The sequence below is a fragment of the Gelidibacter algens genome (assembly GCF_001678675.1).
GTDB classification, from domain to species: Bacteria; Bacteroidota; Bacteroidia; order Flavobacteriales; family Flavobacteriaceae; genus Gelidibacter; species Gelidibacter algens.
This window is the reverse complement of record NZ_LZRN01000016.1, coordinates 35140-49936: the sequence shown is the minus strand read 5'-3', so window position 1 is coordinate 49936 and position 14797 is coordinate 35140. Positions and strand designations below refer to the sequence as shown.

The 14797-nt window shown below is 34.1% G+C and carries 13 protein-coding genes; all 13 read right to left on the bottom strand.

Annotated elements, in window-relative coordinates; translation table 11 throughout:
- Nucleotides 1-162 precede the first annotated feature (162 nt).
- Complete coding sequence (locus A9996_RS09520; RefSeq protein WP_066433737.1) at nucleotides 163-918, bottom strand: glycosyltransferase family 2 protein; 756 nt, start codon at nucleotides 916-918, stop codon at nucleotides 163-165.
- Between the two features lies 1 nt (nucleotide 919).
- The gene (locus A9996_RS09515) at nucleotides 920-1468 is read right to left on the bottom strand and encodes a WcaF family extracellular polysaccharide biosynthesis acetyltransferase (RefSeq protein WP_211272646.1); all 549 of its coding nucleotides are present in this window, start codon (nucleotides 1466-1468) and stop codon (nucleotides 920-922) included.
- Between the two features lie 495 nt (nucleotides 1469-1963).
- Nucleotides 1964-2911, bottom strand: coding sequence for a UDP-glucuronic acid decarboxylase family protein (locus tag A9996_RS09510; RefSeq protein ID WP_066433735.1), 948 nt, complete (start codon nucleotides 2909-2911; stop codon nucleotides 1964-1966).
- A 119-nt stretch (nucleotides 2912-3030) separates the two neighbouring features.
- Nucleotides 3031-4188 (bottom strand): glycosyltransferase, encoded by a 1158-nt coding sequence (locus A9996_RS09505; protein WP_146608948.1) that lies wholly within the window; start codon nucleotides 4186-4188, stop codon nucleotides 3031-3033.
- Between the two features lie 48 nt (nucleotides 4189-4236).
- Nucleotides 4237-5274: a glycosyltransferase gene (locus A9996_RS09500; RefSeq protein ID WP_066433722.1), complete on the bottom strand. Its 1038-nt coding sequence runs from the start codon at nucleotides 5272-5274 to the stop codon at nucleotides 4237-4239.
- Nucleotides 5271-6575 (bottom strand): O-antigen ligase family protein, encoded by a 1305-nt coding sequence (locus A9996_RS09495; RefSeq protein ID WP_146608947.1) that lies wholly within the window; start codon nucleotides 6573-6575, stop codon nucleotides 5271-5273. The genes A9996_RS09500 and A9996_RS09495 overlap by 4 nt, the downstream gene beginning before the upstream one ends.
- A complete protein-coding gene (locus tag A9996_RS09490) occupies nucleotides 6572-7450 on the bottom strand; it encodes a glycosyltransferase family 2 protein (protein WP_146608946.1) in 879 nt (292 codons plus the stop codon). Before A9996_RS09490 ends, A9996_RS09495 begins: the two co-directional genes overlap by 4 nt.
- A gap of 61 nt (nucleotides 7451-7511) precedes the next feature.
- Nucleotides 7512-8639 carry a glycosyltransferase gene (locus A9996_RS09485; RefSeq protein ID WP_066433715.1) on the bottom strand — a complete coding sequence of 376 codons (1128 nt, stop codon included), beginning with the start codon at nucleotides 8637-8639 and terminating at the stop codon, nucleotides 7512-7514.
- Nucleotides 8640-8703: 64 nt separating this feature from the next.
- A complete protein-coding gene (locus A9996_RS09480) occupies nucleotides 8704-9831 on the bottom strand; it encodes a glycosyltransferase family protein (protein ID WP_066433713.1) in 1128 nt (375 codons plus the stop codon).
- On the bottom strand, nucleotides 9831-10916 hold the full coding sequence (gene wecB / locus A9996_RS09475) for a non-hydrolyzing UDP-N-acetylglucosamine 2-epimerase (RefSeq protein ID WP_066433710.1): 1086 nt from the start codon (nucleotides 10914-10916) through the stop codon (nucleotides 9831-9833). The genes A9996_RS09480 and wecB overlap by 1 nt, the downstream gene beginning before the upstream one ends.
- A 251-nt stretch (nucleotides 10917-11167) precedes the next feature.
- Nucleotides 11168-12259, bottom strand: a complete 1092-nt coding sequence (locus tag A9996_RS09470; protein ID WP_083993905.1) for a glycosyltransferase family 4 protein — start codon at nucleotides 12257-12259, stop codon at nucleotides 11168-11170.
- Nucleotides 12260-12432: 173 nt separating this feature from the next.
- The gene (locus tag A9996_RS09465) at nucleotides 12433-13344 is read right to left on the bottom strand and encodes a glycosyltransferase family 2 protein (protein WP_066433705.1); all 912 of its coding nucleotides are present in this window, start codon (nucleotides 13342-13344) and stop codon (nucleotides 12433-12435) included.
- 402 nt (nucleotides 13345-13746) lie between these two features.
- Nucleotides 13747-14781 (bottom strand): acyltransferase family protein, encoded by a 1035-nt coding sequence (locus A9996_RS09460; RefSeq protein ID WP_066433703.1) that lies wholly within the window; start codon nucleotides 14779-14781, stop codon nucleotides 13747-13749.
- Between the last annotated feature and the right edge of the window lie 16 nt (nucleotides 14782-14797).

The following is a 14797-nucleotide window of genomic DNA, read 5'->3' as shown; positions in this document are numbered from 1 at the left end:
CCAAATTTTTGCAAAGATACACGTAATGTGTTAAAATCCAATATTTATTTATATCAATACTATCGATATTGATTGATTTTCAGCGCGTTAAATCGCCATAATATAACCTTTATTTTATACCCTGTTAACGCTAATGATTAAATTAGGTCACTCAACCACGAATCATTTGGTAAACCATTGTGGCAATTTTGAAAGATTTTTGTGAAGCACGACCTTTATAGGAAACCCAATTTTATTGGTTATCAGAGCCTTATAATCTTCCCTTGTTTTTTGTACAAGATTCTTAAGACTTCTATTGCTGGCACCTCCCACTCTCATTTTAGTGATGGTCAATGGTAAGTAGGTAAACTTATGATGTGCTTGCTGAAATACCCGTAGCACAAAATCATAGTCTGCTGCAATGCGATACTCCAAATTAAATTGCCCGTAGTTTCGATACACTTCGCTTTTTAAGAATAAGGTAGGGTGTGCTGGCATCCACCCCCGTGTCAATAGTTTGGGCAAAAATGGCTGACTGATCCAATTGCGTACAATTTTTTCAGTGTCATCAAATTGCACATAATGCAGATTTCCATAAACACCGTCTACGTCGTCCGTCTCAAAAGCTTCCGCAATTTTTAAAATGACCTGATGGTCTGCTAGAAAATCATCCGAATGGACAAAACCGATCACGTCTCCAGTAGCTTTGGCAATCCCTTTATTTAAGGCATCATAAATTCCTTTGTCAGGTTCAGAACTATAAACGATATTCAGGTTGTTTTTAGCTTTGGAGGAGATTACATCCAAAGTACCATCCGTAGAGCCGCCATCAATAATAATATACTCGATCTCCTTAAAGGTTTGCTGCAGCACAGAGTCCATGCAAACTTCCAAAGTCCTGGCGCTGTTATAGGTGGCGGTGATAATTGTTATTTTCATTCTATTTTATGAATGTTCGTTCTTTAATCTTAATAGCAGGATTACCGCGATAAATGCCATACGCTTCTAAATGTCCAGTGGCCACGGAACCTAACGATAACACTGCGTGACTTTCAAAAACCACGCCCGGACCAACACTACTTTTGGCACCAACCCAACTGCCTTCTTTCAAAACAATTGGGGCAATCATTAATTCAAAAGCGGATGTTTTATAGTTGTGATTGCCACAAATTAAAGATGCACCTTGTGAGATGCAGACATGATCTTCAAGAGTCACCTGATCCAAATTATCGATCCAAACGCCTTCCCCTATCCAGCAATGACTGCCCACCGTTAATTTCCAAGGATATTTGATGTTGATGTGCGGTTTGACCACTACCCCATTTCCGATGGTGGCTCCAAACAGACGCAGCCAAAAAATTTTAAGCCCAGATGACATATTCAACGGATTACGTAAAAACAGCTCATTAACAACATACCACAGCAAGCGCTTCACCATAGAGCCTGGTTGATACCAACTGTTATTGTATTTAGAAAGATCGGTTTTCAAGAGTATGTTCCTTATAAATTATTATTTATTATTTATTGTTATTGGTGTCCGATAAAAGTAATACATGATTCCGGGAAACCTCATTCTATATTTAGTCCCTACGGGACTAGCCTTTGCAGGGGTTCTATTTAGTTACCCATATTAAATACCTAACGGCATATAGTCCCAGGGGAACAAAATATTGGTAATCAGAAAAGCACAATTAGGTCAATGTCCCGTAGGGACATCATATGGTGTTTAACCGGGCAATACTGATTTATTTTAATTAATTTTTCTAAGATATTGCTGATCGGTTAAAATTTAGAAAACCTAGAGCTTCAGGATCTCACCACATTAAGCTTAATACGTAACACCCGCCCCTATCCGCTGTCAGGCAGGTCCATTAAGGCTAAGAACGGCCAAGATCAATTCCTGATTCTCAAATCTTAATACTTGATTCTTGATTCTTGATACCCGCCTTCGCCATAGCTACGGAAGGGCATGCTTAATTCCTATTTAATCAGTCGTCCGAAGCAACCTATCAAAATACCCAATCGTCGTTGTCAATCCTTCCTCCAATTGTACTTTCGGCTCCCATCCGTTGAGTTCCTTTTTCGCTAAATCGATGACAGGTTTGCGTTGTAAGGGATCATCTTGTGGTAACGGCAGATACACTAATTTTGATTTGGAATTGGTGAGTTCAATCACTTTATTGGCCAGTTCCAGCATGGTAAACTCGCTAGGATTCCCAATATTGACAGGACCTACAAAGCCATCCCTACTGTTCATCATCCGGATAGTCCCTTCCACTAAATCATCGACATATTGAAAACTTCGGGTTTGCGTACCGTCACCAAAAATAGTAATGTCCTCACCTTTTAAAGCTTGTACGATAAAATTAGAAACCACACGACCATCGCCTGGATTCATGTTTGGCCCATAGGTATTAAAGATGCGAATGATCTTAATTTTGACATCATTTTGAATATGGTAATCCATAAACAAGGTTTCCGCACAGCGTTTGCCCTCATCATAGCAGGAGCGTAAACCAATAGGGTTGACATTGCCCCAATAGGTTTCTGGTTGTGGGTGAACCGCAGGATCCCCATAAACTTCGCTGGTGGAAGCCTGTAATATTTTAGCCTTGACACGTTTTGCAAGTCCCAGCATATTGATGGCACCCATGACCGAGGTCTTGATTGTCTTTATCGGGTTGTATTGGTAATGGACTGGGGATGCGGGACAGGCCATATTATAAATCTCATCCACTTCAATCATATACGGATTGATCACATCATGCCGCACTAATTCAAAATAGTGGTTATCCATCAAATGCTCAATATTCTTTTTCGAGCCTGTAAAATAATTGTCCAAGCAAATGACTTCATTGCCCTCCTTGAGTAGACGTTCACACAAATGCGAGCCTACAAATCCTGCGCCTCCTGTAATTAAAATGCGTTTCATATGTTTTTTAATTGTTTTTTCTAATTGTTACGCCTGCCTGTCGGTATGCAGATGAAGTTCTCCAGGGATCATTCCCTTAACTGATAAAACTGCCAGCAAGCTAGGATCATGTTATGTTTTTAAGCGTTCAAAAATAAGGCTTTATTTTGTTTTAGAACTTCTGGGTTATCAATAAATGCTTCAGCATACTCAAATGCTGCTTTAGAACATTTTGAATATTCGATTTCAGACATTTTAATGGCCTCATTAAATGCTTTAATAATATCGTATTGGTTTTTAATATCAACATCCCAGCCTATCAATTTAGATTCTAACGCTTTCCAAGGTGTTTTATCTGATATTAAAACAGGGAGCCCACTAGAAAGAGCCTCAATAATAGCGTGACCGAAATTTTCGCCTTCTGAAAGCAAAACAAAAAAATCATAATCAGTCAAGGTCTCTGGTATTTTTTCACTCGGCAAAACACCTTTATAGGTCACATTGATATGTTTTGGTAATTGGGATATTACAGTTTGACATTGCGTCCAATAAACTTCATCGTGAATGGGGCCATAGAGATCCAATTTTAATGGTTGTTCTATATTGCTAAGGGTCTTTAGCATTATTAAAGTTCCCTTTTCAACAGATACTCTTGCCAAATTAATAAAACTAACAGGGTTTTGCTTCTGAGTTCTTTGTTGAAAACTAGGTCTTAGTTTCCTTGGCAAATTGGGTGCAATCTGCACCAAAGTTTTATCACCAATAATAGATTTTATAAAACTTGCCTCATCGGCATTGGTGGCATGAAAACTTACATTATTGTATAGTTTGAAAACACTTGCAATTTTCAAAAACGACTTCTTTTTAAAGCCTTTTACGGAAAAGGCTTGCGGATTTAACATCCCTCGTGCTGATACAATTATTGCTTTCCCTAATGGTTTTAATAGGATAATTGGTAGTATTGAAAAATACCAACTATAAATACCATTAATATAAGCAATATCAAATTCTGTATTTTGAAATAACTCCTTTAAAAATTCTCTTTTAACGTTGTCATTGGATAAATAAAATACTTTGGTATAGTCATTAAACTCCGTCCAGGTATTTGAAATAACGGTATCATAAGGTCGGTCCGATCCAAAATCAGAATCTCGTGTAACCACTAAAAACTCGAACTCATCCGTAAGGTGCTCAATTAAATTGGCATACGATCTCACGGGGCCACCTGACATAGTCCCTGGCAGGAACCAATCGATGACAATTAATACTTTTTTTCTATTTCCTTTCACTCTACTCACTATCAACTATTAAAGCTTTTTAATTTAATATTTAAAATCGCCTTCACTTTAATTATAGTTTTTCAAAGTATTTATTTGAGCTGACCAATTGATTAAATTAATCTTAGACCCCAAAAACTTACTGTTGGCAGACATTTTAAAATAATCATCCGCACTTTGTTCCGTAACTTTTAATAAAATCGTTTTTAAATCCACTTTGTTAGTTGCATCATATTTAAAACCATTAAAATGATCAATCACCAAATCTGTTCCTGCTCCACATTGATATGTTGTTATTATTGGTAGCCCAGACAATGCAGCCTCATGCACCACAACACCCCAAGCTTCATAAAGACTGGGTAATATAAAAGTCCCCGCATTGCTTAATAACTGAGGTAATTTATCTGGGGCTACAAATGACGTGTGTTTGATATTTTTGTGTTTGGGTATTAGATGTTCTAAAGGGCCACTTCCAATAATATGCAACTTCAATCTAAATTGATTGGATGAAATCAATTCTTCAATAACTTCAAACAACTCCTTAACTCCTTTATGATCAACAATCCGACCTACAAAAATTAATTGTTTTACATGTTCATGCTGTGCTATATTTTTAAATAGAGACTCATCTGCACAATACAAACCAGAAAGAATATGCTGCGGTTTAAACCCGAGTTTGCGAGCATAATAATACTGAGGTTTTCCGGGCACCCAAATATGTGAAACATGGCGACTTATAAACCAAAAACTAAAAACAGAAGCCACGCGCTGTTTTAAACTCCCCAGCCATTGGTTGTCCATACCTGTAACTACAGGTAATCCTTTAGCTTTATAAAATTTAGCAATCCTTAAATAATTTTTATTGGACCAACCTGATATATATACCACCTTAGGTTGAAAGTTTGATATCTGAGTTTGTATTTCATTCATGCGCTCAGGACTGTAATCGCATATTTCAATTCCTGCTTCGCTTTCTATTGTAAAAGGCGCATCTTTACTAGGTGGTGTTCTAAAAACTAAGTAAATATTAGCATTTAGCTCATGGTCTTTTCTCATGCAGGCCAGCCAATATCCTGTCAATCGTGTATACAAAACTAAAATATTCATAAACTTATTTCACGAGGTTTGGGGTTATAAATCTGTAAGGCCCAGCATAAAAAAACCATGGGCATATAGGCATTCATTGAGGCTGCCATCCAAGATTCTGAAACTGCTGAAAACAAACACATCATTAAAAATGCTACTCTAACAATTCTCATTTGACTTAAGGCATACATTTTATACCAAAAAAAAGCAAACCCTAGTAGGCCAATAATACCAACATTTAGCAAAAGACTCAAATAAGAATTCCAAATGCCATACCAATGCCTTGCTCTTGGTTCCCCTATATAGCGATCAGCAAAATCATTTATAAAATAATTATCATAGAGCATCCCTTTACCGAACCAGGGTTGATTTTGTATTTCATCTAGAGCTACAGCCCATACCTCTGTACGCCCACTAGCATCATCTAAACTATCTATTCTTAAATACTCAGATAAACCAAGAGACTCCACGATGGCCTCCGTACTTAAGGTAGCACTAATTCCATATATATAAATCATAGCTAAAAGCACTACCGCTAAAAGAAATTTGTACTTTAAAAGTCTTAAGGTGATTTCATAGATTAAAACGCTAAATAATGCTGTACGCGAAGCCGTCAGTATTACCAAACCAATAAGTACTATTTTAAATGCTGTAAAAAAATGAGGACTAAAGGAGGTTTGATTTTTTCTTCTGATGATGTCAATAACAGCATACGAAAACATGGCCACAAAGCCCAGTCCGTTAGGATTACCCATCAAGCCATTAAAACGCTCATTAATATAGACGTCACCGAGAAAAGGAACAAATAACAATAACAGCGTCACACTAAAATAGAGGAGTAATACCGTAATAATAAGATCATAAAAACGCTTCGCATCATGCGCTACTAATAATTGGACAGATTTAAACATTACTAAAGCCACTAAAAAATAGCTTAAACCTCTTGAGGCAGCCTGAATTCCTAATGGAGAAACGGCAATGGTAATCAATGTTATCACAATACTGAACGGCAAAATAAATTTTGCGACGTTAGACTGAAAAAGCTCAAATTTTAATAGTACGAATAAACTAATAGCCAAAATTACAAATCTCAGGTTTTGAGTAAAACTAAAGACACCTTCAAAATTGTCACCTAAAAAGAATATAACAATAAAGAGCCCAAATAATGTTTCGATTTTGAATAGAGGCTTATCAGATATCAATATCGGCATGCATAACACACTTGCAATGATAAATCCACCAAACATACCCCCTATTGTGATAATTAAGAGCCACAATATAGTTAGTTTAAATTCTAAAAATATATTTAAGAACTTACTCAAATCCTACGAGATTTCCAATAGTCATACTGTTTCATAGTCAGAGGATCTCGCTTTAATTTACGCGATAAATAAAAGCTCGCAAAAGCGCCCTTAAAGATGCAAGCAAAATTGAGTCGTTTATGTTTTTCAAATTTAAGTGTAAAGACCAAGTGAGAAATGATCTTTCCTATATAGTTTGGGATCACATAGATTGTCGGGTATCTTGTTAATACTATGGCTAGGTCATTTCTAACTGTATTATATTTAAATCTTTTAAGCCAAGCTTGAGTTCTCTCCGTGGGATTGTAATTATGAAATACTTTAACGCGAGACGCGAACACCAATTTTTCGGAATTCTTAATCAATTGCATGGAGATATCTGTTTCTTCGGCATAGGAATGAAATTCTTTTGAAAACCCAGGGGAATTTAAGAAAGTGCTGCGTCTAAAAGCACAACCACAAGCAATAAATCCTCCTATTTCTTGAAAATCGTTTAAATTTTTCCTCTTACTAAGCCAATCTCTATTTGGTTCTTTGATGTTAAACATGGTAAACCCTACATCCTCATTTTCTTCAAAGTATTCAAGCACAAGATCTAAACTATTGTCTTGAATAAAATAGGCATCATCATCCATAAAAATAATGATATCACCTTCGCCTAAAGTCGATGCGTAATTACGAGCATAAGCCTGCCCTGAGTTTTCTTTTAGTCGTTCATAGGCGAAATGAGCATCATTTTTCGGAATTAATGACTTTATATCTTCAGAACCACAATCGTCTATGATATAAACCTTGTAGTTTAAATACGTTTGTTTCTGAATTTCATAAATGAATTTCTTTATTTCATTGGGTCTGTTGTATGTGGGGACAACAATATCTATGCTCTTACTAAACATATTTGTTTTTAATTTTTGGACCAAGTTAATAACGGATATTGCAATTGGTGAATGATTACTTCTACCAAGTATTTTTTATCAACTCAGAGAATTTCTTCTCTGGCAATTCTTCAATCGACTTTTTGATAGTACTAAGGGCAGCCTTACCATAGTCTTCCAACCTATGTTTATTTGCCCAAACAACTTCTAATTTTTGTGCAAATAGTTTGTTTTGAGCAGCGGCCACCACGAAACCGTTTACCCCATCAGATATTAATTCGCCATGACCCGCAACATCTGTTACAATTGCTGTTCTCTTGCAAAACATCGCTTCAATTAAAACTAAAGGCATGCCCTCATAGCGCGAAGCCAATGCGAGAATATGATTTTTTTTCCAAATTTCATGTATGTTATTTACATGTCCGTGAAAGATTACCTTTTCTGATAAATCCAGATGATTAACAAGTTCTTTCGTTAATTCGATATTGCCAGATCCATAAATGTTTAGCAAAAATTCCCTTTTTTTCCATGATTCAGTTGCAAAAGATTTTAGTAAAATATCTATGCCTTTATGTGTAAAATCAAGCCTTCCTACATATGCAAAATTCAAGGTATCCATTTTTGGCCACTGAATATCTTTTACAGAATCCATATTAAATGGATTTGAAATAACTTCTGCATTTGATAATTTAAACGCTAATTGAGTTTCTAATAATTCCAGATTACCTTTTGACACAAAAAAACAACTTTCAGCACCAACAAATGCTTGACGAATTTGTTTGTAATTAGTATCATTTGCCCAAGACAATTCAGAGTTTAATTGCGTTATGACGCAATAGCGAATATCGTTTTTTTTGGCATAGCGCATATATTCCCAGGCGCTGAAAATGTGAGATTGAGAGAAAACAATAAAATCAGGTTTTATCTTATCAATGTGCTTTATTGCTTCAGCTTTAACATATTTTAGAAGACCATTTTGCGTAACGCCATATGCCTTATGTAATAAATTTCTAACTTTATTTTTTCTAAAATGGACTTTAATGCCTATATCAATCATGTTTTGCATTTTAGGATGAACTTGTCCATACCATCCTACTGAAGCTTGAATATTAAAACCTTCATTTTTCAAAATGGTTGCGCTTTTACTCCATAATTCTTCACTTCCTCCCCACGGCAAACCAATATCTGTTATAAATAGTATCTTTTTCATTTTAGCATTTCATAAATTGCATAATTATTTGAACTATTTTGAATAGAAGTAAATACGTTCTTTTTTAATTATATATTTTTCCATACTCTTTAGAAAAATTACGTTTTGAGAAGTTGTTAATTGCAAGATTATACATTTCAGTTCTAGTTGATGTTTTGTTCAAAGCAAGAACATCGCCATTATATATTATGCCGCAGTTGTGTTCTTTAACAAAAGAAGTATAGTCACCCAGAGCCTCTGTAATGACAACCTCTAAACCACATGCCAAATATTCTCCGAATTTAGTTGGGGCAGCGACTCTGTTCGTTACTGATTTTTCTCTAATTAAAAGTCCAAAGTCTCCTACTATGAGATAGTCCTTAACTTCATCAGGCTTAACCCAAAAAGCTTTGACTAAGGCTTTAAAAGGAGAAATTGCAGGATGATTAATTATTTCAGGTTTTGCCAAAAATAAAAATTTAATATTTTTATTGTTTTTTTTGAGGTTCTCCATTACCTCGCCCAACAATTCAGGAGATTGCCATTTATCAATACCACCACTAAAAACTATAACAGTATCCTCAGATGTATAGCCTAATTGTTGTCTGGATACCAGTCGAGTCTCGTCGTTTATAAATATTTCAAAAGATTCTGCTATGGTACACGGTATTACTGAAAATGATTCTGAGATTAATTTATATTGATAAGTCATCTCCCAATAATTAACAAGGGCTGTGGAAACTGCCATTCTGTAATCAGCTTTTCTAACTGCATTTTTTTCAGCCTTATATATGATATTTAAATCAACATCCGTATTAGTTATTAAATATTCCTGCCATTCTGCAAAAACAGCGCCTCTACCATCGCAACACACCCATTTTAAAATTTTTAATTTCCTCAAAAGCAATCCAATATTAGTAGACCAAATGTTACGACACACCACTTTTTGATTTAGTATTGAGAAGAAACTGAAACATACAATTAAAAAACTATAGAAAATCACCCAATGATTTCTACTAGGTATCATCGGCAAGATTTGAGAGTTGGGATATTGTGATTTAATTAGTTGTCTTTGTTCTTTATATATAGGGTAAGGGACGAAGGAAATAAGCTTGGTATTAACAGTATTGGTTTTGTTAATATATTTTAAAACGTCAATCACTTGGGATTGAAATATACCACTGTATATATCACCAAAGGTTAGGTATATCATTAAATCTCTGTAATATGTTTTAAAATACGCTCAGTTGCTTTTCCATCCCATAATTCTGGAATTTTACCAGTTTTGTAAGTCCCTTCTAATATTTGATCTATATATTTCTGTAGTGCATCAAATTCGAAAGGCACTAATGTATTAGTTCCCTCATCAATGGTAATTGGACGTTCTGTGTTTTCACGCAATGTTAAGCACGGTATACCTCTAAACGTAGTTTCCTCTTGAATACCACCACTATCGGTTAATACCATTTTGGATGTTGCAATCAGTTTTTGAAAGTCAAAATAACCTAAAGGTTCTGTAAGAATAATATTTTCAAGTTTACTAAACTCTTCGTCGTAACCAAAAGATGTAATTCTAGCTCTTGTGCGTGGATGAATAGGGAACACTACCTTTGTTTTTTTATTTAAATAGCTTAACAGACTGATCATAGTTTTTATACCTTCTTTACTATCAACATTTGATGGGCGGTGCAATGTAAGTAACACAAAATCAATGTTAATGTTTAAGCGAACAAGTATATCGCTACTTTGTATTTGTTTCTCAAAACCAACCATAGTATCAATCATTGTATTACCTACAAAGAATATTTTACCTTTTTTGTTTTCTTGATTGAGATACTCAATTCCACTTTTTTCCGTGACAAAATAATAGTCCGCCATTTCATCTACTAAAATTCTGTTCCATTCTTCTGGCATAGTTCTATCTAAAGAACGCAACCCACTTTCAAGATGCGCTAATTTAATTCCATTTTTATTAGCTACCAAAGCTGCAGCCAGTGTGGAATTAACGTCCCCAGGAACAATCATCAAGTCTGGATTAAAAGTATTCTTTACCAATTCTTCTAACAAACCCATGATATCAGCCATCTGCTTGATTGGGGTATCTGGAGAAATATTTAAAAAATAATCCGGCCGCAACTCGAATTGATCAAAAAATATGTTCGCCATCTTTTCATCATAATGTTGTCCTGTATGTACAATCTTTAAGTTAATATGGGGATAGTGCTGATCAATGACTTTTTTAAATTGGGTGACTTTAATAAAGTTTGGACGTGTCCCTATGACAATTAATATATTCATTTCTTATTTTGTTTTATTCTTTCAAATAATTATGAATTTTACTTCAGATAGATCACAATTTAATCAATGAAGTTGATTTATTTTAAGTTGATGTTAACTCCCTTTTATCACAACTTATTAACTCGAAATTCACTGGGAACTAAATTTCGAAGACTGTTAATTTTATTTTCAATCCATACTTAAATTACATACCAGGTGTCAAAGATCGGACTATTTATGGATCAAAACACTTTAAAAAAAGCGAGTCAATATTAATATTTAATATGATAGATTGCCTCTATGGTCTGCTTGATAACCCGCTCCCACGTAAATTTCTCAGAAACCCGGTTTATTGAAACCAACTTTTTATCTCGTAATTCCTTTTCATCTAAATGTAGCGCCTCGGTTATTACACGGTCTAACCCAATTTTAATATCACCTTCAATTAGCCAACCATTTTGATCATCTACCATTGTACTAACAGCGCCAACGTTAGTTGCAATGATGGCACAACCAGATGCCATAGCTTCCAAAATGACTGTAGGCATACCTTCTGAATAGCTAGGACAAACTAAGATATCAGCATTCAAGAATTCATTCTTCAGCAAATCGACATCAGCAATTAAACCTTTAAACATAACTCGTGGATGGTCAATTTGCTTGTTTTTTGGAATTGGTCCAATAAAAGAAATTTCGTAATTCTCATTACTAATTGTACGCTCAATGACTTCGAGTAATTCTTCTATACCTTTTCTGCGTTCATATCTTCCAACGAATAGAAATTTTAATCCCTCTTGATTAAGGGCGGCAATTGCATTTTCATCTATAATCCAGGAGTCATCTATGCCATTTGGTAACTCAATAACCGAATTTTCGGGTGCGCCATTAGTATATAAAATAGAGGTCAGTTTGCCTCCTAAAGAAATGTTTGCTTTAGAATTTTGTATGATTTTTTTAGCAGGTATTTTAAGTAAGCATTGTTCCAATTTATTCTTCAAATTTATAGAAGGCTGGTACATTTCTAAGCCGTGTAAATTTGTAATTAATTTGACTTTTAGAGATGCTTCTCTTTTTAAGAAATACCATGACGTAAAACCTTGGGCATATATGCAATCGTAATCTTTATTAATTACATTTTCATATAATGCTTTTGAATAACAAAAGGATGCATAAATATAATGACCTATAAAATGTCTGAATACAGGAAATGTAATCTCTATAAAATTAATTCTTCTTAACTCTTCATCTGAGAAATACTGATTTAAAGCAATAGTTTTATTTTCTTCCTTTCTAAAATGATAGACATCAACGTTAATTTTACTATTAGCAAAATTTTTAGCCAAAGCATAAGAGTGTTTTTGCATTCCTCCAACTACAAAGGGGAAGACACCATTTGTTAATAGAGCTATTTTTTTTCATTTATTTGATAATATTAAAAAACAAGAACTTTTTCAGAATAAACAAATGCTGCTATTTTATTATTTTGAATAACAAATTTGATGCATAATTAAAGCCCTTTATCCTATATAAACCTTTTTTATATAGAACTATATAAATCTCTAAAAAATTTCAGTTCAAATAGATTTAAATTAAGTCTTTGTCTGTTTAACTCCACTAGGTCACGAATGAAATCTCCATGATCTTTGGGATTTATTTGTTTACTAACGTAGCAATAATTTAAATAAGTAATTATTGAAAATAACGTACTCTTCAAATATTTAAATTGTGATCTATTCTTTAATATCTCAGAAATTTTATTTATGTAAGTAGTTACACCTTGTACCTGATTATTAATTGTTGTGATAATATCGTTATTCTTTCTACTCTCATCAATTCTGTAGAAGCAATCTGGTTGTAAATTTGACAGCACTTCAAATTTTACGTCATCCAATAATAAAGCTCTGGTATGCAACTCTACATCCTGAAGTCTCATATAATCTTCATCAAAACCATCCAGCCTCAACAGTGTCTTTTTTTTCCATAACACAGACATTATATTCCATGGAAGTTTGTGTTCCAGAAAATCTCTCAAGAAATTCGAGTCTTTGGGACGCCATACACTTTTGCTATCACCAATTAAATTGAAAAATGTTCCAGTAACAAAAACTATAAAGTCAGCATCTTTGTAGCTGTCAAAATAATCTATCCTATTTTGTAAACATTTTTTATCCAAAACATCATCAGAATCTAAAAACAAAACATAATCTCCTTTGGCATGTTCTATTCCATAGTTTCTGCAACCTGAACCAAACAATTTGCGTTCAGGTTTAAGAGCAATTATGTTGCGATATTTATTTGCATAACTCAAAATAAGTTCCCACGACCCGTCAGTAGACTGATCATCTACAACAATTACTTCCCATTCATCGTAAGTTTGTTCTATAACAGAGTCCAGTGTTTGACTAATATATCTCGCCTTATTATAATTTGGTATTATTACTGATATCATTTAATTTGATTTTTCAGGAAACAATTTGGTTTACAATAAATGATCGCTAATATTGTTTTCAAATAATTAAGTTTCTACAAGTGGATATTATTAAAAGCATAAGTTGTTATAACGACACAGAGCAATTAATAATTTCACCTATTACGTTGTTTAAAAGAGAACGTATTAAAGAATTTAAATTGAGCTATGTTTGACATATATCATCACAGTTTGCCTAACTATCCCTTAAAAGATGTACTTTTTGTAAAAACTATTCGTGTTTCTCTTACCAATGTTATTTTCGTTGGAATATTAAAGAATAACATACTTATTTTTGATCTTGTAATTTTTCTTTATATTAATAGCTTTAATATTTTGATGTTCAATTAAAATTTACTTATTAATTGCACATTCTCTAACCAATTATTCATTTTTATCTTCACCGAGAAATAATTTTGAAAGTATGCTTACGCGACCCATGGCTAAATGAATCGAAGTGGGTATCAATATACCAGCAATTAATAACCAGAATACATTATAAACATCCAATGTTCTGATTTGCACAAGAATCAGGGCGTGCAAGTACATAATAGTCATAGATGCTTTGCCAAGAGGTTGTGAAACACTATACACGTATTTACTCCGCGACAGATAGTTACTAATTAGTAACACAGTAAAGAAACCACCAAGAGCTGCCAAGATAGATATAATTGGAATCCCATAATTTGCACCCCGCATATGATAAGTTAATGGATAGCTATAAATAAAGAGTGACACACAAATTACTAGACAGAAAACAATCAACCCCCAGAAAAAACTCATTTTTATAGGATACTTTTTAATATAATACCCAAGCAAAAATAAAGGTAAGGCCCCGCAGACGACGTTTATGGCTAATGGTAAATGAAACTCTGGAAAAAAATATTGATTCACGTAAGCAAGCGTATAAAATAATGCAGTAATTGATGTGATAACAGTTACGTGTTTTTCAAACTTGTCCAAAATATAATTTGCTAGTTGTTGCGTAAAAAAAAGACACATGGGGAACCATAGTATCATTTGAATCCCGCTCACTGCCATACCACCATAAAGCTGTGACAAAAAGTGTTGTTGGTAAAAAACCAACTTTTCTCCCACCATATTTCCTTGGCTTAAATTAAAAATAAAACCCGCTATGGCAGGAATGTTAAATATAATTAACCAAGCAGCATAGGGTACTAACAGATGTTTACTCTTTTTAATGAGATACTTAAGCTTTGGTTGTGCGCCCTTAAATAGCCAACCACTGAGTATAAAATAGAAAGGCATGTGCACCAAATATATGGAATTGTAAGATCCGCTGACAAAACCACTACGATTACCATCTAAAAGCATAGCTTCCAAAATATGCCCAAGCACAACACTTGCGATGACAAGTGCTTTAGCAATTGTGATTGTTTTTCTGTCGTATAGATTCATTATTGACATTGTAGTT